Genomic DNA, 18,097 nt, shown 5'->3' on the forward strand with positions numbered 1-18,097 from the left:
CTACCATCGGGGCGTCGACCGGACGAGGGGCGGGCGGGGATGGCCGAGGAGTTGGCGGCGCAGCTGCGGCAGCTGCGCGACCTGACGGGACGCAGTCTGCGCGAGCTGGCCCGGGACGTCCGGGGCAGCAGCTCCTCGCTGTCGCGGTACTTCTCCGGGCAGACCGTCCCGCCGTGGCCCACGGTGGTGGCGCTGTGCCGGGCGGCGGGCCGCGACCCGCGCCCGCTGCGCGAGGTGTGGGAGCGGGCCCGGAGCGGCCCGGCGGAGCCGAGCGCGCCCTCCGCCCCGCCGGTGCGCAACGAACTCCCGCACGACGTGACCCCGTTCGTCGGTCGGCGCGAGACGCTGGACGAACTCCTGTCCGCCGCACGGGAGTCGTCGGTGGTGGCGGTGGACGGCATGGGCGGGGTGGGCAAGACCGCGCTGGCGGTGCACGCCGCGCACCGGCTGACCGCCGAGTTCCCCGGAGGCCAGCTCTACCTGGACCTGCACGGCTTCACCCCGGGACGGGAACCGCTGGAACCCGCCGAGGCACTGCGGGTGCTGCTGTCCGCCCTCGGGCTGCCGCCCGGCCGGATCCCCGATGCGGTCGCCGAGCGGGCCGCGCTCTGGCGGTCGGAGCTGTCGACCCGGCGGGCGCTGGTCCTGCTGGACAACGCCGCCGACGCCGCCCAGGTGCGCGACCTGCTGCCCGGCGCGGGCCGCAGCTTCGCCGTGGTCACCAGCCGCCGCCGGATGGTGGAGCTGGACGGCGTCCGGCCGGTCTCGCTGGACGTCCTGCCGGCCGGAGAGGCGGCGGAGCTGTTCGTGGAATCCGCCGGCGGCAGCCGGCCCGGCGACGTCGGCGAGGTGCTGCGCCGCTGCGGGAACCTGCCGCTGGCCGTCCGGGTCGCGGCCGCCCGGCTCCGGCACCGCCCGGCGTGGACCGTCGACACCCTGGTGGAGCGCCTGCGCGAGGGGGAGTTGGCTGTCTCGGACGTGTTCGCGATGTCGCTGCGCCAGCTGGACGCGGCGCAGCGCAGGATGTTCCGGCTGCTCGGCCTGGTGCCGGGCGAGGACGTCGACGCGTACGGCGCGGCCGCCCTGGCCGGGATCCCGCTGGGAAACGCCCGCTCCCTGCTGGAGGACCTGGTCGACGTCCACCTGCTCCAGGAACCGGCGGCGGGCCGCTACCGGATGCACGACCTGCTGCGCCAGGCCGCCCGCGCGGACGCCGCCCCGGACGGTGAGGAGGTCGACCCCGGGCCGGCGGTCGCCCGGCTGGGCGACTACTACCTGAGCGGCCTGCTGGCGGTGAAGGCACTGACCGAGGTGCTGGTCCCGCTGCCGGTCGCCGTGACCCAGCCGCCGCCCGCGCTCCCCGGCTTCGCCGACCACGACCGGGCGCTCGACTGGGTGGACGCCGAGTGGGGCAACCTCACCGCGGCGTTCGCCCTCGCCGTGGAGCTGCGGATCGACGCCACGGCGGTCGGCCTGGCCCAGCTCGGCACGATCTCCAACGCGCGCCGCGGCGGCGTGGCGGAGCAGCGCCGTGGACTGGAGCTCAGCCTGGCCGCCGCGGAGCGGCTGGGCGACCGCCGGATGCTCGCCTCGCACCGGTACCTGCTGGGCGTCACGCTGATGCGGGTCGGCCGGCCGGGCGAGGCGGTGGCCGAACTGCGGTCGGCCCGCGGACTGATGGCCGCGGAGGGCGACACGATCGGCGAGGTGATGGCCCTCCACCAGCTGGCCGAGAGCCTGGGGTACGTCGACCGTGCGGCGGAGGCCGTGGAACTCCTGCGACAGGCCGAGGAGTTGGTGCCGCCGGACGCGGTCGCGGTGCGCGTCCGGGTGCTCGGTGGCCTGGGTCAGGCCCTGGTGCAGCTGGGCAGGTTCGCGGAGGCACGCGAGGCCGTCACGCAGGTGATCGACACCGCGCGGGGCCTGGACGGGCAGACCGAGCGGATGTGCCTGGACGTGCTCGGCTGGGCCGCCCTCGGGGAGGGCGACGCGGAGGGCGCCCTGGCGTTCGCCGAGCGGTCCACCGGGATCAACCGGACCACCCGGCACGCGGTGTTCGAGGCGGTGAGCCTCACGGACGCCGCCGTCGCCCTGCGCCGGCTGGGCCGGGCCGCGGAGGCGGCCGCCGGGCACGCCGAGGCCACCGGGATCCTCCGACGGGTCGGCGAGCCGCACTGGCTGGCCCGGAGCCACCTCGCGTACGGGGAGGCCTGCCTGGCCGCGGGCGACGGGGCGGCCGCCGCACCGCAGTTCGCGGCGGTGCTGGAGCTCGCGGCCGCGCACGCCCTCGACTACCTGGTGCCGGCGGCGCGTTCGGGTCTGGCCCGGGTGTCCTGAGCCGTCCCGGGCACGGAACGACGGCTCCCGTCCCGGCCCGCCGCGGAGGGCGGAGCTGAGCCGTCCCGTCCCGTGCGGGGCGCGCTGTCCCGTCCGTCCGGTGGGGGGTTGTTCCGTCCGGTCCCGTGCGGGGCTGTCCCGTCCGGTCCCATCCGGTCCCGTGCGGGGCCGTTTCCGTCCGGTCCCGTGCGCGGTGCGCTGTCCCGTCCCGTCCCGGGACACCCGCCGGCCGGCCGGCGGCAGGGCCGTGGGCGCAGCCGCGCCAAGGGGTGGGCGGGCCGGGCGCTGTCCCGGGCGACCCGGCACCGATGGCCCCGGCCGGCGTGTCGCGGCCAGGCTCTCCGCCATGGACACCACGCCCACAACTCCCTCCCTGCTCGCCGAGCTGGACGCGCTGCCGGCCCGCTGGGAGGTGCACGGGACGCTCCCCGCGCCGGTCGACGCCGTCGTCGCGCTCCTGCTCTCCGTCGCCGAGGGGCGGGTCGGCGACGACAACCTGTTGGTCCTGGCCCGGGCCCCGGCGGCGCGCCAGGGAGCGATGACAGTGGTGGCGGGGGCCGCCGCCGGGGCCTACCGTGCCGAGTTCGCCGGGTCGTTGAGCCCGGTGGACATCGAGGTCGACCGGCCCGGTTCGCGGCTGGCGGTGCAGAGCTGGTACGCCGGCGTGCACACCGCCGAGGCCTGCGCCGCCGGCACGCGGGTGACCCACCGCGTGCACCGGCTCCGACCCGAGCACCCGGGATTCACCGCCGGGACCGCCGAGGCGGGCCTGCGGGCCCGGATGTCCCGCGACCTGCGGCACGTGCTGGCCGTGATCGCCGACCGGCTCGGCTGCGGCCCGCCCACCGCGTAGCGTTCACTCGCCATCCATTGCAATGCACCGCCGACTGACGTTGCGTTACTTCCGCCCCCATTGCAACATATTCTCCGCTCTGACCTGTATAAAAGCAGATCCATCGCGCCGAGCTGATTGCCGGGTTGTGAAAAGCAACGTAGCGTTTCCATCATAAGAAACCGCGAAGCCCAAGGAGCTCGTCATGCAGAAGTTCGCCACCCCCGCCCCGGTCGCCGCCGTTCTCGACATCCCCGCCGGTCGTCTCCAGGTGGTCGCCGGCGACCGCGCCGACACCGCGGTCGAGGTCCGGCCGGCCGACCCGGGCCGGAAGCGGGACGTCCAGGCCGCCGAGCGGGCCGTCGTCTCGTACGCCGACGGGGTCCTGAGGATCCACGTCCCGCAGGCGGACGGCTCGCTCGTCGGCCCGTCCGGGGCACTGGACGTCACCGTCCTGCTGCCCGCCGACTCCGGAGTCGAACTGCGCTCCTCCGCCTGCGAGTTCGCCGGCACCGGTCGGCTCGGCGAGGTCGCCGTCGAGGGCGCCTACCGCCGGATCGCGATCGAGGAGGCCGCGGCCGTCCGCCTTGCCGCCGTCGACGGCGACGTGGAGGTCGGCCGGCTCAACGGCCCGGCGGAGATCTCCACGACCCGGGGTGACATCCGGATCGCCGAGGCCGTGCGCGGCGCGGTCGTGCTCTCCACTCTGAGCGGCGACATCACCGTCGCCGCCGCCGCGGGAGCGTCCGCCGCACTGGACGCCGGCACCACCCTCGGCCGGATCAGCAACTCCCTGCGCGGCGGCGGCGCCGCCGAGCTCCGGATCCGCGCCACCACCACGCGCGGCGACATCACCGCCCGCAGCCTCTGACCACCCGTCACTCCACTCCTCGAACGGGAGAGCCCCATGCCTTCAACTGCCGTGCCCGCGCCCCGCGAGCAGGGCGGCCCCCAGCCGCCCGCCGCCATCACCGCCACCGGCCTGCGCAAGTCCTACGGCGACAAGGTCGTCCTCGACGGGATCGACCTGCGGATCCCGGCCGGCTCCGTGTTCGCCCTGCTCGGGCAGAACGGTGCCGGCAAGACCACCACCGTGAAGATCCTCTCCACCCTGGTCGGCGCGGACGAGGGCAGGGCCCAGGTCGCCGGCCACGACCTGGCCGGCGCACCGCAGGCCGTACGGGCCGCGATCGGCGTCACCGGACAGTTCTCCGCCGTTGACGGGCTGATCACCGGGGAGGAGAACATGCTGCTGATGGCCGACCTGCACCACCTCCCCAAGCGCGAGGGCCGGAGCACCGTCACCCGGCTGCTGGAGCGCTTCGACCTGGTGGAGGCGGCGAAGAAGCCCGCCTCCACCTACTCCGGCGGCATGAAGCGCCGCCTGGACATCGCCATGACCCTGGTCGGCAGCCCGCGGATCATCTTCCTCGACGAGCCGACCACCGGCCTGGATCCGCGCTCCCGCCACACCATGTGGGGCATCATCCGCGAGCTGGTCGCCGACGGCGTGACCGTCTTCCTCACCACCCAGTACCTGGAGGAGGCCGACGAACTCGCTGACCGCATCGCGGTGTTGAACGACGGCCGGATCGTCGCCGAGGGCACTGCCGAGGAGTTGAAGCGACTGATCCCCGGCGGACACGTCCGGCTCCGCTTCCTCGACCCGGCGGCGTACCGCTCGGCCGCCACCGCGCTGCCCGACGCCGCCGAGCACGCCGAGACGCTGGCGCTCCAACTCCCCAGCGACGGCAGCCAGCGCGACCTGCGCGCGATCCTCGACCGGCTCGACGCGGCGGGCGTCCAGGCCGACGAACTCACCGTGCACACCCCCGACCTCGACGACGTGTTCTTCGCCCTGACCGGCGCGCCCACCGCCCCCGCCCAGCCCGAGGAGGCCTCCCGATGAGCTCCCTGTCCCTCGCCGTGCGCGACTCGTCGACCATGCTCCGGCGCAACCTGCTGCACGCGCGGCGCTACCCGTCACTCACCCTCAACCTGCTGCTGACACCCGTCATGCTGCTCCTGCTCTTCGTCTACATCTTCGGCGACACCATGAGCGCGGGCATCGGCGGCGGCAACCGCTCCGCGTACATCGCCTACCTGGTGCCGGGCATCCTGCTGATGACCATCGGCAGCACCACCATCGGCACCGCGGTCTCGGTCGCCACCGACATGAGCGAGGGCATCATCGCCCGCTTCCGCACCATGGCGGTCCACCGCGGGTCGGTCCTGATCGGGCACGTCGCGGGCAGCGTCCTCCAGGCGGTCGCCGGCGTGGTCCTGGTCGGTGCCGTCGGCGTCGCCATCGGCTTCCGCTCGGTCGGCGCCACGCCGCTGGAGTGGCTCGCCGCGTTCGGGCTGCTCGTCCTGTTCGCCCTGGCACTGACCTGGATCGCCGTCGGCATGGGACTGATCAGCCCCAACGCGGAGGCCGCGAGCAACACCGCCATGCCGCTGATCTTCCTGCCGCTGATCTCCAGCACCTTCGTCCCGGTCCACTCCATGCCGGGCTGGTTCCAGCCGGTCGCCCAGTACCAGCCGTTCACCCCGGCCATCGAGACCCTGCGCGGCCTGCTGCTCGGCACGGAGATCGGCAACAACTGGTGGATCGCCCTGCTGTGGTGCCTGGGCCTGACCGTCCTCGGCTACCGCTGGTCGCAGGCGGTGTTCAACCGCGATCCCCAGTGACCGGCCCCCGCCCCGCCCACGGCGGCGTACCCCGACCCCGCGTCGGCGTGCGCCGCCGGCGTCGTTGCCGGGGTCCCCTGTTCGGCTTCGACCCGGGCGAGGACTGCGACGAGGCAGAAGTGGTCGTAGGAGCGCGACATAGGCTGAACCGCCGTGCGTGCTGCGCACGCCGGCATCCGGTCTGATCAACAGGGGTGGGACGTCGGACGAGACGATCTTCGGTGCGGACGGGCGCGGCACCCCGTTCGAGGAGCGCGTGGACCGCGCCGTGACCGCCTGGACGGGCAGCGGACGCGGCCAGGACCGGCTGGCGTCCGGCGCCGCCTTCTTCGCCCTCCACCTGTGGTGGCTCGACGCCCGCCACCACGACCGGGCCGACGACGACCTCACCCGTGCGTACGTGGACGCCTGCTACGCGGCCATCGGCGGCCCCCGGGGCTGGGACGCCCTGCTCCGCACCCGGGTGCGCTGCCGCTGCCACGGCGTGACCTGGCGGACGGAGAACATCACCATCTGTCTCGGCTGCCTGCGGTACCAGTGCCCGGACACGGACGGGAGGACATGTACGGCCTGCTCCGGCCGCCTCGTCGGGTAGCCACCCGCCGCGCACTCCGATCGGTTGCTCCCGCAGCCGGGGAGACGACGTGCCGGAGGTCCGGCTCCGGGAAGCGCCGTGGGCCGGTGCCGACTGTCACGGCGCTTCGGTGATCTGTCCCGCCCGGCTCCGCGAGCCGCGGGCACGGTCAGCCGTTGAGCCAGTCCCGGTAGCGGGTCGGTGCGATGCGGGCGCCGGGCCCGGGGGTCAGGACGTCTCCGGGGACGGCGGCGAACAGGCCGGCCCGGTCGTCGACGACGACGGGGCGGCGGTCGCCCCGGGCGGCCAGTGTCATGCGGCCGATCTCGTCGAGCGGGAAGGTGTCGGGGCCGGCGACCTCGAGGACCCCGCCGAGCGGTGCACCGGTGGCCACGTCCGCCAGGGCGTCGACGACGTCGCGGCTGGCGATCGGTCGCAGCGGAGTCGCGGGCAGCCGCACCGCGCTCTCGTCCGAGGTCCACGCCATGGTCGGCTCCATGAACTCGAAGAACTGGGTGGCGCGCACGATCGAGTACGGCGTCGGACCGCCGCGCAGCAGCTCCTCCTGGAGCACCTTCGCCCGGTAGTAGTCCAGGTCGGGGACCCGGTCCACGCCGACGATGGACAGGACCACCTGGTGGCGCACCCCGGCCCGCTCGCCCGCGGCGAGCAGGTTGCCGACGGTGGTCCGGAAGAACGCGATCGACTGCTCGTCGAAGGTGGGGGAGTTGGTCGCGTTGACCACGACCTCGGCGCCGGCGAGTGCCGTGTCGAGGCCGGCTCCGGTGAGCAGGTCGACACCGGAGGACAGCGAGGCCGAGGTCACCGCGTGGCCTCGTGCGGTCAGCTCGGCGGCGAGCTGCGAGCCGATGAGTCCGGTGCCGATGACGGTGATCTTCATGGTGCGCCTCCTGGGTGGGTCGAGCCCCCAAACTCGGACATCTGATATCCGGGATTCTACTCGGATACTCTTTATCCGAGTCAAATGGAGGAGACATGAAGCTGTCGGGTGGCGTGGAGTGGGCGCTGCACTGCTGCGTGGTGCTGACCGCGGCCGACGAGCCGGTGCCGGCGGCCCGGCTGGCCGCGCTGCACGACGTGTCCCCCAGCTATCTGGCCAAGCAGATGCAGGCGCTGTCCCGAGCGGGACTGGTGCGCTCGGTCCAGGGCAAGACAGGCGGCTACGTGCTCACCAAGAAGCCCGCGGAGGTCAGCCTGCTGGACGTGGTGCAGGCCGTCGACGGGGCGAGCCCGGCCTTCGTCTGCACCGAGATACGCCAGCGCGGGCCGATGGGAACGCCGCCGGAGCAGTGCACGAAGCCGTGCCCCGTCGCCCGGGCGATGGGTGCGGCCGACGCCGCGTGGCGCGCGTCGCTGGCGGCCGTCACGATCGCCGACCTCGCCGCGTCGGTCGAGAGCGACAGCGGTCCCGAGGCCCTGCCGCGGATCGGCGCCTGGCTCAACGCGGAGCCGGGAGACCGGCCGCACTGACCGGCCCGGGGGCGCCGTCTCTCGCGCCCGGACAGGGCTCGCCTCCCGTCCGGGCCGGGAACTGTGCGGGCCGGGTCAGTGCGCGAGCGCGTCCGCGCCGCGGTAGCCGGACGGCACGCCCTCGACGAGGACGATGTCGGCGGCCATGTGCCGGGTGCGCAGCGGCAGGATCTGCCGGTAGGCGGGCGAGTCCCACCAGGCGCGGGCCCGCTCGTAGTTCGGGAACTCGATGACGATCGAGCCGCCCTGCGGCCCGGCGCCCTCCACGGTCTCCGAGGTGCCGCAGTGGACGAGGAACCGGCCGTCGAAGGGTTCGAGGGTGGCGTCGATGCGCTCCAGGTACTCGACGATGTCGGGGCCGAACTCGACCGAGTGGACCTGGGCCAGCGCGTAGGCGGTCATGTGGTGCTCCCGGGGTGTCGTGGGGTGTTCCGTCCGATGCCTCCGACCGTAGGCGGCGGGGGCGTCGGGCGAATCAGTCACGTATCGGCACACCTGCGGGCGGGGCCCCGCCGGTACTGCGGAGGAGCGGCGGTGGCCGGGCCCTGCCCCATCGGCCGCCCTCCGCGGTACCCGCAGGTCAGTGACGGTTGCCGCGGGGCTTGAGGGCGAGGTTGGGGAGGTCGGGGGCGGGGAGGCGGTCGCCCGGGTAGCCGTGGACCTCGCCGAAGCGGTCGCTCTGCTGCTGCCACTCGTCGCGGGCGCGGGCGATGTCCTCGTGGGTGCGGCCGATGAAGTTCCACCACATGACGATCTGCTCGCTGAACGGCGGGCCGCCGAGCAGGACGGCGCGGGCCGGGGTGGTGCCGGTGTTGGTGAGGGCGAGGGTGGCGGCGCCGGGAGCGAGGTAGCCGAGGTCGGCGGGGTGGAGCGGGGTGCCGGCGAGGGTGAGGGTGCCGTGGTCGACGAGGAGGCCGTGTTCGAAGGCGGGGTCGACGGCGAGGGTGACGGTGGCGCCCGGGTCGAGGGTGAGTTCGGCGCCGAGCAGCGGGGTGAAGGTGGGGACGGGCGAGGTGTCGCCGGCGAGGGTGCCGAGGAAGACGCGGGCTTCGCCGCCGTCGAGCGGGACGGGCGCGGGCGCGTGGTGGTGGAAGTCGCGTGCGGTGTGCCGGTGCTGCTCGGGGAGGGCGACCCAGAGCTGGACGCCGTGCAGGACGGTGGTGGCGGCGGTGGAGGTCTCGGAGTGGCAGATGCCGTGGCCGCCGGTCATCAGGTTGAGCTCGCCGGGGCGGACGAAGGCGTGGACGCCGAGGCTGTCGCGGTGTTCGATCTCGCCGCTGAACAGCCAGCTCACGGTCTGCAGGCCGGTGTGCGGGTGCGGGGCGACGTCCATGCCGCCGGTCGCGGCGACGTCGTCGGGGCCGTAGTGGTCGACGAAGCACCAGGCGCCGATGAGGGTGCGGTCGCGTTGCGGCAGGGTGCGGCGGACGGTCATCGCGCGCGGTCCGCCGAGCGGGACGTCGCGGGCGGGGAGGACCTCGACCTGCGGGCCGGTCCCGGTGGTCTCGACGGTCTCGACGGTGGTCACGGCGGCCTCCAGACTCACAGAATGGTTTCAGATTAAACTATCATGGAGCAGGAAGCGCACCGCCGACCCGAGGAGCCCAGGTTGACCGACCGGACCACCGCCACCGCCACCGCGCAGCACCGCGTCTACGTCGACAAGCAGAGCCCCCGGGCCTACCAAGCGATGCTGGCGACCGCCGAGGCGGTGCGGGCGACGGCCGCCGACGCCGGCCTCGACCGCCGTCTGGTGGAGCTGGTCAACCTGCGGGTCTCGCAGATCAACGGCTGCGCGTACTGCCTCCACCTGCACACCCGCGCCGCGATCCAGGCGGGCGAGACCACCCAGCGCCTGGGCGTGCTCGCCGCCTGGCGCGACACCGAGCTGTTCACGCCGCAGGAGCGCGCCGCGCTCGGCCTCGCCGAGGCCACCACCAGCCCGGCCGACGCCGCACTCCAGGAGGACGCCTACGCCGTCGCCCGAGAGGTGCTGACGGACGACCAGCTCTCGGCGGTGATCTGGGTGGCCGTGGCCATCAACGCCTTCAACCGGGTGTCCATCCTGAGCAAGCACCCGGTCCGCGCCGTCCCCGGCCGGTAACGGCCCTCAGATCGCCAGGTCGGCGAGGACCTCCGCGCGGGGGAGCCGGGCGACCGCCCAGCCGGGGAGGATGAGCTTGCCGCGCCGCTGCCCGCTGCCGATCAGGACGTGCGGCAGCGCGGTCACCGCCTCGTCGACGAGCAGCGGCCACCCGGCCGGCAGGCCGATCGCGGTGATGCCGCCGTACTCCATGCCGGAGTCGGCGACCGCGACGTCCGTCGGCGCGAACGACGCCTTGCGCGCGCCCAGGTGCTTGCGCACCGCCGTGTTGACGTCCAGCCGCCGGTCGGCGCGGACCAGGCCTGCGGCGAGGGTGACCTCGCCGCCGCGCTTGGCGGCGACGACCACGCAGTTCGCGGAGAGCTCCGGCGGCACGGCGTACGTCTCGCAGAAGACCGCGGTGTCGGCATTCGCCGGGTCGGTGTCCACGTACAGGACGGACTCCGCCGCCTCGCGGTCGTCCCAGTTCTTCAACGCGTCGGCCACCGGCGCGGCGAGGTCGTCGCAGACCTCCAACGCCTTACGGACCACCTGGAATTCGCCGAACGGTGCACGCACGATCTCGCTCATGGCGCCGACAGTACCGCAGGCCCGCCCCCGGACGGGCCGCTCACCCGACCGGGTCGAGCAGACCCAGGCGCGGGCCGCCCCGGTCGCGCAGCCGCCGGAAGAAGGCGAGGACCCCGGCCGAGCCGCCCGCCCAGCCGGCGCTCGCCCGGACGAGGTCCGCGTCCGGGAGGACGGGACGGGCCCGGGTACCGCCGCTGCGGCTCAGGGCGAGGGCGGCGACCGTCCGGGCCGCTTCCCAGAACTCCTCGTCGTCGGTGGCCGTCGCGACGTCCACCATCAGCTCGCCGACGCCAGCCAGCCCGCAGCACTGGGTCACCAGCGGCATCCGCGGTGCGACGCCCGCGCAGGCGCGGGCGGTGTCCCGGGCGAGCTCCAGGTACCGGGGCTCCTCCAGCCGGTCGGCCGCCCGGACCAGGACCGTCCCGATCCCGGCCAGGCCGCGGCACCACGAGCCGTAGCGGCGCGTCGCTTCGGGCCGGGCGGCGGCAGCGAGGACGCGCGGCGTCACCCCGGCCAGCTGCGCGCACGCCTCCCGGGCCCGCCGGACGGCCGCCGGGTCGCCGGTGGCGGCCGCGTACTCGAGCAGGAAGTAGGCGACTCCCGCCCGGCCGTGGGCCATGCCCTCGGCCAGTGCGGCGCTGCCGGTGGTCGTGGCACCGGCCGGGGTCAGCCGGGCCCCGCCGGTCGCCAGCATCCGCTCGCACGCGGCGGCCACGTCCAGGTGCCGGGCGGCGAGCGCGTCGTCACCGGCCGCGCGGGCGTGCCGGGCGAGCAGCAGCCGGCCGACGCCGATCCCGGCGACGCCCTCGATCAGGTCCGCCTCCGGCGGCCCGCCGCCCGGCCCCCGCTCGGGCAGTGCGGGGCCGCCGCCGGCCCGGGGCAGGTGGTCGGCGGGCGCGTTCTCCCCGGGACGGGGGCCTTGCCGCAGCCCGCCGTCGGGTCCCCGTTCCGGCTGTGCGGGGTGGCCGCCCCCGGGCGGGGCGCCGGAGGGCCTGTTCTCTTCGGGCCGGGCGCCTCGGTACCGGCCGGGGCCTTTGGCCAGGTCCGCCTCGCGGCGTCGGCCGTCCGGCAGGTTGCCGCCGGGGTGGGGCGCAGGGGCTGCCGCCGTGAGGAACAGTTCGACGCCGGTGCGGCCCGACCAGAAGCCGGGCGACAGGTTGCGCCGCTGCCCGGCGGTCCACCGGGCCAGGGCGTCGACGGTCTCGCGCACCCCGGACTGCCCGGTGTGGTGCAGGAGTTCCAGCCCGGTGCCGGACGTGCCGCCGTAGACGTCCACCGCGGTCGGGGCGCCGGCGCGGGCGGAGCTCGCCGGGTCGATGATCCGCCGGGCCTCCTCGACACAGTACGCGAGGGTGTGCTCGGCGATCTCGGCGAGCAGCGCGTCGTCCGGCAGCGGTGGCCGGGACACCCGTGACCGGACCGGTGCCGCCGCGGGGGCGCCGGAGCGCAGCCGGGCGGCGCCGGCGCTGCGCACCGCCGGATCGAGGCTCATCAAGTCATCGATCAGGGAGCGGAGTTGCCAATCCTTCTCGCCGGGGAGGGCCCAGGCCAGGCATTCGAGGGTGCGGTCCCGCTGGAGCGTGGTGTCGGTGCCCACGACCACCGGGTCGAGTCCGGTCGCGGCGAAGTGCAGGGTGGCGCCGAGCGCGTAGTGGTCGTCCGCGGGCCCGGCCGGTCCGTCCGGCCGCCGGACCGGCTCGCTGTAGCCGGGGGTGGCGCCGTCCGGGGCGGTGCCGCCGAGCGCGCCGATCCCGAAATCGACGAGGTGGCAGCGGCCTTCGGCGTCGAGGACCACGTTGTCCGGTTTCAGGTCGCGGACCACCACGCCCCGCGCGTGGATGTCGTCGAGCAGTCGCAGGAGCCCCCGCGCCAGTGCGGGGAGCGTCCGGGCCGAACCGCTGTCGTCGTTGCGGAACGGCCCGCGCTCCTGGACCTCCCGGCGCAGGTCCCGGTCGCCGCAGTCGGTCATCACCAGGTACGCGTCCGCGTCCGTGTCCGCGTCGTGCCGGAACCAGTCGAGCACGCGCGGAACGCCGGGGACGCCGTCGAGTGCGGTCAGGACCGCCCGCTCGTGGCGCAGCCGGTCGCGGGCGTCCGAGCCGGACGCGTCCTCGGCGACGAAGGCCCTGGCCTGCTTGATCACGACCGGTCGGCCGTCGGTCAGGTCCACGGCGCGGTAGAGGTTGCCCTGCGGCTTGCGGGCGATGCCGCCGGTGACGCGGTAGCGCCCGCCGGTGACGCGGTGATGCCCGCCGGTCGGCCCGGACGTGGGCGCCGCGGACCGTCCGGTGTCCGGATCCCGTTCCGCGAAGGGGTCGCGGGCCCAGGGCGGGCACCGGTACGCGGCGGTGGCGAGGCCGTCGAAGGCCCGGCCGTCGGGGCCGGTCATCACCGATTCCAGCCGGCCGCCGCGGCCGGTCCGGTAGTCGCCGGTGAAGGGTCCGTACCGGTAGTAGACCGGCGCTCCGGGGTCGATCCGCCGGTCGCTGACGATCCGCGGTCCCTCGCAGCCGCGCAGCGCCGCCACCAGCTCGTCGGCGATCGCCGTGACGGTCCCCGGCGCGGGGTAGACCGTGACCGCCTTGCCGACGGCGCCCGCGCCGGACGCACCGGAGTTGAGCGTCCGCAGGGTCTCCGGGCCGACGGCCCACTTGGCGTGGCAGACGTGCCGGAGCAGCACCGGCAGGACGAGCTCCGTCACCCGGTCGAGGTCGCCGGGGCGGGCCGAGACGTGCAGTTTCCAGCCGTGGTCCACCGCCGGCATCCGCGGATCGTTCAGGTACGACCAGGTGTCGTCGGACCAGGCGCGGCGGCCGGCGATGGACCCCGCCACCGCTAGGAGTTGTTCTCGCAGGCGAACCGCGTGGTGGCGGTCACCCAGGGGTCGGCGAGGCACGCCGTGCACTCGCGGTCGGTGCGGTCGTCGTCCTCGAACGCGAGGGCCTCGTCGTCGATCAGAAACGGCGGTTCGAGCAGGGCTGCGGGCATGTGACGCCTCCAAGTGGTGGACGGGGCGGGCCTGGTGGGCCCGCTTCCGGCACACGACGGTAGGTTCCGAAGGGCGACATGACAAGGCGTCAGACACGCAGACTTCACAGCCCGGCCACATGTGTGGAGGTCTGGAATCCGGGAACGCGGGAAGCGGTGCGGTGACCCGGTGGTAACATCCGCGCGATGTCGAGCGGTGGTCCCGAACGGGCCGCCGTCACCGAGCCGGGAGGCCGCATGACCATCCACCACCTGGACTGCGCCACCATGTGCCCGTTCGGTGGGCGGGCCCTGCTCGGCAGCGGCGGCGCCCTGGTCGGGCGGCTGGTCGGCCACTGCCTGCTGATCGAGAGCGGCGACGGACTGATCCTGGTCGACACCGGCTTCGGGACGGGCGACGTCGCCGACCCCGCGCGGCTCGGGGCGCCGTTCCGGGCCGCCGTCCGGCCCCGGCTGGACCTCGCCGGGACCGCCCTGCACCAGGTCCGGGCGCTCGGTCACCGGCCGGAGGACGTCCGGCACATCGTGCTCACCCACCTCGACCTGGACCACGCCGGCGGCCTCGGTGACTTCCCGCAGGCCCAGGTGCACGTCCTCGCCGAGGAGTTGGCCGCCGCACGGAACCCGGCGAACCGGAACGAGCGCGACCGCTACCGCGCCGCGCAGTGGGCGCACGGGCCGCGCTGGGTCGAGCACAAGGCCGGAGGCGAGAGCTGGCACGGCTTCGAGGCGGCCCGGCCGCTGCCCGGCGTCACCCCGGAGATCCTGCTGGTGCCGCTGATCGGCCACACCCGCGGGCACTGCGGCGTCGCCGTCCGGCGCGAGGACGGCGGCTGGCTGCTGCACGGCGGCGACGCCTGGTTCTCCCGCGGAGACGTCGACCCCGCGGCGCGGCGGCCCCCGGCGCTGGTCGCCTTCCAGCGGCTCATGGCGGCCGACAACCGGGCCCGCCTGCACAACCTGGAGCGCCTGCGCGACCTCCAGCGCACCGCGGACCCGGGTCTCGACCTCATCTGCGCCCACGACCCCGCCGACCTCGCCCGCCTCGCGGCCCCGCGCAGCGGCTGACGCCGGGTCCGCGGCGCCACGCCCGCACCGCGACCGCCTCCGGCGGGACGGCGCAGCGCGCTCCAGGGGCGGTGCAGTGCGTCGCGGTCAGCCGGTCGGGACCGGAGCCGGTCGGCGCTGTCGCGCCGGCGGCGGGACGGGCGCCGGGGCGATGCTCCGCAGGATCGCCCGGGCCGCGGCATCGTTCTGGCGGAAGGCCGGGGCGTCGGTGCGGGGGCGGGCGAAGGCGGCTTGCGCGCGGGCGTCGGTGTGCGGGCCGAGGGCGCGGCGGCGGGGGTGCGGGGCGCCGCCGAGGGTGGGGTCGAGGATCCGGCCGTCGGTCGGGGAGACGGCGATCAGGCCGGAGCGGTACGTCCCGGTGGCGTCGGTGAGGGTGCGTTCGGTGATCTCGCCGGCGCGGTGGAGGCCGCGCAGCAGGGGGTCGTCGGTGCGGGTCACGGTCGGCCGGGGCAGGTGGCCGTCGACGAGTGCGGTGGCGGTGACGTGGTGGCCGGGCACGGTGGGGCTGGTGGCGTGGAAGGTGCCGGTGGTCTCGTCGGTGGTGACGCGCAGGTCGGCGCCGAGGAAGCGGACCACGCCGGCCTCGGAGAGCGCGTGCAGCTGCCGCAGGCGGAAGCCGGGCGGCCCGGAGGCGACGGAGTTGAAGAACCCCGACCACCAGCCGTCGAGTTCCTCGGCGGTGGAGCGGGCGGTGAGCCGGCCGCCGGCGGCGATCCGGGGGAGTTGGCCGTAGAGCGAGAGCAGGGCGAGGAAGGCGCCGAGGTCGGCGCTGTGGGCCGGGTCGGCGCGCCGGTCCGCGTCGTGGGCGAGGTGGTCGCGCAGGTGCCGTTGGAGCTGCTCGGAGGTGTCGAAGGTGCGGCCGCCGAGCGGGCGGTCGAGGGCTTCCAGGTCGAGCCGGTCGGCGGGGTCGGGGACGGCGGCGGCGACGAGCTCGGTGAGGGCGGGGGAGTACCAGTCGAGGCGGTCGTACGCGGCGAGGAAGTCCGGCCAGGGCAGGGCGGTCCGCCCCGGGTGGGCGTGGAACAGCTCGTGGTAGTGGCCGAAGCCGATCTCCTTGGCCATCAACGGCCAGAGGTCGCGCCGCAGTTCGAGCGGCCCGTCGCCGCCGGGCAGGGCGTCGACGGCGGCGGCGTCGAAGTAGCGGGGGAGCGGCGCCGGCGGCCCTTGCAGGCGGTAGCCGGTCTTGGAGTGGTAGGGGACGCCGCGGCGCGAGCCGACGTGGAGGACGGGTTCGCGGCCGGAGGGCCGGTAGACGGGGCCGGTGGGGGTGCGTTCGTACCGTCCGCCGCGGCCTTCGGTGAGCAGGGCGACCAGGTCGACGAAGGCGAGGCCGAGGCCGCGGACGAGGACGTGCTCGCCGGGGGCGACGGCGCTGAGGTCGGTGTCTGAGGTGAAGGCGGGAGGGAGGTAGCAGCGGCCGTGCCGGTGGGCGAAGTCGGCGAGCGCCTCGTGTTCGGCGGCGGGGGCGGAGCCCAGGTGGCCGAGGGTGAGGACGACGTGGTCGGCGCGCAGGGTGGTGTTGGTGAGCCGGACCTCCTGGGGTCCGTCGGGCGGTCCGGTCAGCTCCAGGGCGGTGGCCCGGTGGACGGTGACGGTGAGGTGCCCGGGACGCTGGGCGAGCACCCGGCGGAACACCCAGTCCAGGTAGGCGCTCTGGGCGCGCCGGGTGGGGAAGTCGGTGGGGGCGAGGGCGCGCAGTTCGGCGGCGACCGCGGGGTCGTCCTGCTCCCGGTAGGGCTCGAACTCGTGCTGGGCGGCGGCCCATTCGGCGAGCGAGGGGCCGGGGCGGACCGGCCCCTCGACGGTCGAGGAGGCGTCGGTGAACATGGTGACGTCCTCGGCCATCGAGTTCATCCGCAGCAGCGGGGACTGCTCGTGCCGCCAGATCCGGCCCGGGCCCGGCGGATGCGGGTCGACCAGGTGGACGTGCAACGGGCGTTCGGGCGGCAGGAGTTCGGCCGCGTTGGCGACGATCCGCTCCAGCAGCCCGGTGGCGCGCGGCCCCGCGCCGACGATCACCAGGGTGGTCATCGCGCACCGCCGGTCCGGAAGCCGCGGCCGAAGTGCCGCTCCAGGTAGTACTGGCCGACCGCGAGCACGGCGGTGACCGCGAGGTACCAGAGCGTGGCCACCGTCAGCAGCGGGATGATCTCGTACGTCTGGTTGTAGACCAGCTGCACCGAGTAGAGCAGGTCGTGGACGGCCAGCACGCTGACGATGCTGGTGCCCTTGAGGGCGCCGATCAGCATGTTGCCGGCGGCGGGGACGATCGCGCGCATCGCCTGCGGGACGACGATCCGCCGCAGCACCCGGACGCGGCCGAGCCCGAGCGAGCGGGCGGCCTCCAACTGGCCGCGGTCGACCGACAGGACGCCGCCGCGCACCACCTCGGCGGCGAACGCGGCCTCCAGCAGGGTGAGGCCGATGACCGCGGTGAGGGTCGGGCCGAGCAGGTTCACCGTCCGCGCGTGCAGCAGCTCGGGTCCGCCGAACGGCACGCGCAGGCTGACGGTCGGGTAGAGCGCGCCGATGTTGAAGAAGAACAGCAGCTGGACCAGCGGCGGGGTGGAGCGGAACAGCCAGGTGTAGCCCCAGCTCACGGCCCGCAGCACCGGGTTGTCGGAGAGCCGCATGACGGCCAGCACCGTGCCGAGGGCGAAGCCGGCGGCCACCGTGAGGGCGGTCAGCCACAGGGTCAGCGCCAGCCCGTCGAGCACCGCCTCGGAGCCGAAGTACTGCGCCACCACGTCCCATTGGAAGGCGCGGTTGCGGGCGACGGAGGCCACCGCCGCCAGGGCGAGCAGGGCGACCAGCAGGCCGGAGGCGGCCCGGCCGAGCCGGCGGCGGGGGACGATCGGGGTGTCGGCGGGGACCGCGCCCGGTGGGGCGGCGGCGGAGGCGGGCAGGAGGTGCTGCGAGGTGGCCATGGCGGAGGGACTCCCGTGCGGCAGGGCGGATGGAGGTACTGCCGTCGCGCACTCCGCGTCCCTCAACGCGGCCGGGCCCCGGGCCCGTTGCTCACTCGCTCCGTCCGCGATCGTACGGGGGTGCGGATGTGCGTTGTCAACCGCGGTCCGGGCTCCGGACGCCGGGAGGGTGGTTGACGGATCGGGACGATCACTGTTCAACTAGCGCCATGTACGCCGTGCCGCCCCTGGTCACCCGCGACCACATCGACTTCGGTCGGGTGTGGTCCGCGGCGTGTCGCGGCTGATCCGGCGGCGGGCCTGACGACCGGCCCGTTCTTCCCCGCAGTGGCCTCCCTCGGTCACCGCCGCGGGCCGATGCCCCGTCCGGCCGCTCCGCGTCGCGGAGCCGGTGTCCGCGGACGGTCGTCGGCCGCACCCCGCCGCCCCTCCCGCGCCGTTCGCTCCAGCTGACCGGCCGCCGCCGCGCGTCCCCGCGCCGTTCCGTCCTGCCCCGCGCGTCCCCGCGCCGTTCC

17 protein-coding genes are annotated in these 18,097 nt (G+C 75.1%); 9 read left to right on the plus strand and 8 right to left on the minus strand.

Features of this window, described 5'->3' with window-relative positions; all coding sequences use genetic code 11:
• The first annotated feature begins 39 nt into the window (after window positions 1-39).
• The 6 genes from ABEB06_RS33480 (at window position 40) to ABEB06_RS33505 (ending at window position 6,455) form a co-directional block, all read left to right on the plus strand.
• Window positions 40-2,337 carry an ATP-binding protein gene (locus ABEB06_RS33480; protein WP_345700669.1) on the plus strand — a complete coding sequence of 766 codons (2,298 nt, stop codon included), beginning with the start codon at window positions 40-42 and terminating at the stop codon, window positions 2,335-2,337.
• A 346-nt stretch (window positions 2,338-2,683) separates the two neighbouring features.
• Entirely contained in the window at window positions 2,684-3,190 is a 507-nt protein-coding gene (locus ABEB06_RS33485; protein ID WP_345700670.1) for a hypothetical protein, read from the plus strand.
• 184 nt (window positions 3,191-3,374) lie between these two features.
• On the plus strand, window positions 3,375-4,040 hold the full coding sequence (locus ABEB06_RS33490; protein WP_345700671.1) for a DUF4097 family beta strand repeat-containing protein: 666 nt from the start codon (window positions 3,375-3,377) through the stop codon (window positions 4,038-4,040).
• A gap of 36 nt (window positions 4,041-4,076) precedes the next feature.
• Complete coding sequence (locus tag ABEB06_RS33495; RefSeq protein WP_345700672.1) at window positions 4,077-5,078, plus strand: ATP-binding cassette domain-containing protein; 1,002 nt, start codon at window positions 4,077-4,079, stop codon at window positions 5,076-5,078.
• On the plus strand, window positions 5,075-5,860 hold the full coding sequence (locus ABEB06_RS33500; protein WP_345700673.1) for an ABC transporter permease: 786 nt from the start codon (window positions 5,075-5,077) through the stop codon (window positions 5,858-5,860). The genes ABEB06_RS33495 and ABEB06_RS33500 overlap by 4 nt, the downstream gene beginning before the upstream one ends.
• A 157-nt stretch (window positions 5,861-6,017) precedes the next feature.
• Window positions 6,018-6,455: a hypothetical protein gene (locus tag ABEB06_RS33505; RefSeq protein ID WP_345700674.1), complete on the plus strand. Its 438-nt coding sequence runs from the start codon at window positions 6,018-6,020 to the stop codon at window positions 6,453-6,455.
• Window positions 6,456-6,603: 148 nt separating this feature from the next.
• Here ABEB06_RS33505 and ABEB06_RS33510 read toward each other — a convergent pair whose 3' ends face one another.
• A complete protein-coding gene (locus ABEB06_RS33510; RefSeq protein ID WP_345700675.1) occupies window positions 6,604-7,335 on the minus strand; it encodes an SDR family oxidoreductase in 732 nt (243 codons plus the stop codon).
• A 95-nt stretch (window positions 7,336-7,430) separates the two neighbouring features.
• Here ABEB06_RS33510 and ABEB06_RS33515 point away from each other — a divergent pair, with 95 nt between their 5' ends.
• Window positions 7,431-7,925 (plus strand): RrF2 family transcriptional regulator, encoded by a 495-nt coding sequence (locus ABEB06_RS33515; RefSeq protein ID WP_345700676.1) that lies wholly within the window; start codon window positions 7,431-7,433, stop codon window positions 7,923-7,925.
• 75 nt (window positions 7,926-8,000) lie between these two features.
• On the opposite strand, the gene ABEB06_RS33520 is transcribed toward ABEB06_RS33515, so the two are convergent.
• Window positions 8,001-8,327, minus strand: coding sequence for a DUF1330 domain-containing protein (locus tag ABEB06_RS33520; RefSeq protein ID WP_345700677.1), 327 nt, complete (start codon window positions 8,325-8,327; stop codon window positions 8,001-8,003).
• A gap of 178 nt (window positions 8,328-8,505) precedes the next feature.
• Window positions 8,506-9,453 (minus strand): pirin family protein, encoded by a 948-nt coding sequence (locus tag ABEB06_RS33525; protein ID WP_345700678.1) that lies wholly within the window; start codon window positions 9,451-9,453, stop codon window positions 8,506-8,508.
• Window positions 9,454-9,534: 81 nt separating this feature from the next.
• Here ABEB06_RS33525 and ABEB06_RS33530 point away from each other — a divergent pair, with 81 nt between their 5' ends.
• Window positions 9,535-10,029 (plus strand): carboxymuconolactone decarboxylase family protein, encoded by a 495-nt coding sequence (locus ABEB06_RS33530; protein WP_345700679.1) that lies wholly within the window; start codon window positions 9,535-9,537, stop codon window positions 10,027-10,029.
• Between the two features lie 6 nt (window positions 10,030-10,035).
• On the opposite strand, the gene ABEB06_RS33535 is transcribed toward ABEB06_RS33530, so the two are convergent.
• Genes ABEB06_RS33535 through ABEB06_RS33545 form a run of 3 tightly spaced genes read right to left on the minus strand, consistent with a single transcriptional unit; the run spans window position 10,036 to window position 13,587 of the window.
• The gene (locus ABEB06_RS33535) at window positions 10,036-10,599 is read right to left on the minus strand and encodes a YbaK/EbsC family protein (RefSeq protein WP_345700680.1); all 564 of its coding nucleotides are present in this window, start codon (window positions 10,597-10,599) and stop codon (window positions 10,036-10,038) included.
• Window positions 10,600-10,639: 40 nt separating this feature from the next.
• Complete coding sequence (locus ABEB06_RS33540) at window positions 10,640-13,432, minus strand: class III lanthionine synthetase LanKC N-terminal domain-containing protein (protein WP_345700681.1); 2,793 nt, start codon at window positions 13,430-13,432, stop codon at window positions 10,640-10,642.
• A 2-nt stretch (window positions 13,433-13,434) separates the two neighbouring features.
• Complete coding sequence (locus ABEB06_RS33545) at window positions 13,435-13,587, minus strand: SflA family class IV lanthipeptide (protein ID WP_345700682.1); 153 nt, start codon at window positions 13,585-13,587, stop codon at window positions 13,435-13,437.
• Window positions 13,588-13,773: 186 nt separating this feature from the next.
• On the opposite strand from ABEB06_RS33545, the gene ABEB06_RS33550 reads away from it, so the two are divergent.
• Window positions 13,774-14,655 (plus strand): MBL fold metallo-hydrolase, encoded by an 882-nt coding sequence (locus ABEB06_RS33550; protein ID WP_345700683.1) that lies wholly within the window; start codon window positions 13,774-13,776, stop codon window positions 14,653-14,655.
• Between the two features lie 87 nt (window positions 14,656-14,742).
• On the opposite strand, the gene ABEB06_RS33555 is transcribed toward ABEB06_RS33550, so the two are convergent.
• Entirely contained in the window at window positions 14,743-16,686 is a 1,944-nt protein-coding gene (locus ABEB06_RS33555; protein WP_345700684.1) for an FAD/NAD(P)-binding protein, read from the minus strand.
• On the minus strand, window positions 16,683-17,582 hold the full coding sequence (locus tag ABEB06_RS33560; protein WP_345700685.1) for an amino acid ABC transporter permease: 900 nt from the start codon (window positions 17,580-17,582) through the stop codon (window positions 16,683-16,685). Before ABEB06_RS33560 ends, ABEB06_RS33555 begins: the two co-directional genes overlap by 4 nt.
• Window positions 17,583-18,097: the final 515 nt, after the last annotated feature.

This window comes from Kitasatospora terrestris (assembly GCF_039542905.1).
GTDB classification, from domain to species: domain Bacteria; phylum Actinomycetota; class Actinomycetes; order Streptomycetales; family Streptomycetaceae; genus Kitasatospora; species Kitasatospora terrestris.

Bases quoted from the DNA above. Each gene is read 5' to 3' on its own strand.
- ABEB06_RS33500 (WP_345700673.1), top strand. From the start codon at position 5,075: ATGAGCTCCCTGTCCCTCGCCGTGCGCGACTCGTCGACCATGCTCCGG.
- ABEB06_RS33485 (WP_345700670.1), top strand. From the start codon at position 2,684: ATGGACACCACGCCCACAACTCCCTCCCTGCTCGCCGAGCTGGACGCG.
- ABEB06_RS33510 (WP_345700675.1), bottom strand. From the start codon at position 7,335: ATGAAGATCACCGTCATCGGCACCGGACTCATCGGCTCGCAGCTCGCC.
- ABEB06_RS33480 (WP_345700669.1), top strand. From the start codon at position 40: ATGGCCGAGGAGTTGGCGGCGCAGCTGCGGCAGCTGCGCGACCTGACG.
- ABEB06_RS33520 (WP_345700677.1), bottom strand. From the start codon at position 8,327: ATGACCGCCTACGCGCTGGCCCAGGTCCACTCGGTCGAGTTCGGCCCC.
- ABEB06_RS33545 (WP_345700682.1), bottom strand. From the start codon at position 13,587: ATGCCCGCAGCCCTGCTCGAACCGCCGTTTCTGATCGACGACGAGGCC.
- ABEB06_RS33560 (WP_345700685.1), bottom strand. From the start codon at position 17,582: ATGGCCACCTCGCAGCACCTCCTGCCCGCCTCCGCCGCCGCCCCACCG.
- ABEB06_RS33535 (WP_345700680.1), bottom strand. From the start codon at position 10,599: ATGAGCGAGATCGTGCGTGCACCGTTCGGCGAATTCCAGGTGGTCCGT.
- ABEB06_RS33550 (WP_345700683.1), top strand. From the start codon at position 13,774: ATGTCGAGCGGTGGTCCCGAACGGGCCGCCGTCACCGAGCCGGGAGGC.
- ABEB06_RS33490 (WP_345700671.1), top strand. From the start codon at position 3,375: ATGCAGAAGTTCGCCACCCCCGCCCCGGTCGCCGCCGTTCTCGACATC.
- ABEB06_RS33495 (WP_345700672.1), top strand. From the start codon at position 4,077: ATGCCTTCAACTGCCGTGCCCGCGCCCCGCGAGCAGGGCGGCCCCCAG.
- ABEB06_RS33555 (WP_345700684.1), bottom strand. From the start codon at position 16,686: ATGACCACCCTGGTGATCGTCGGCGCGGGGCCGCGCGCCACCGGGCTG.
- ABEB06_RS33515 (WP_345700676.1), top strand. From the start codon at position 7,431: ATGAAGCTGTCGGGTGGCGTGGAGTGGGCGCTGCACTGCTGCGTGGTG.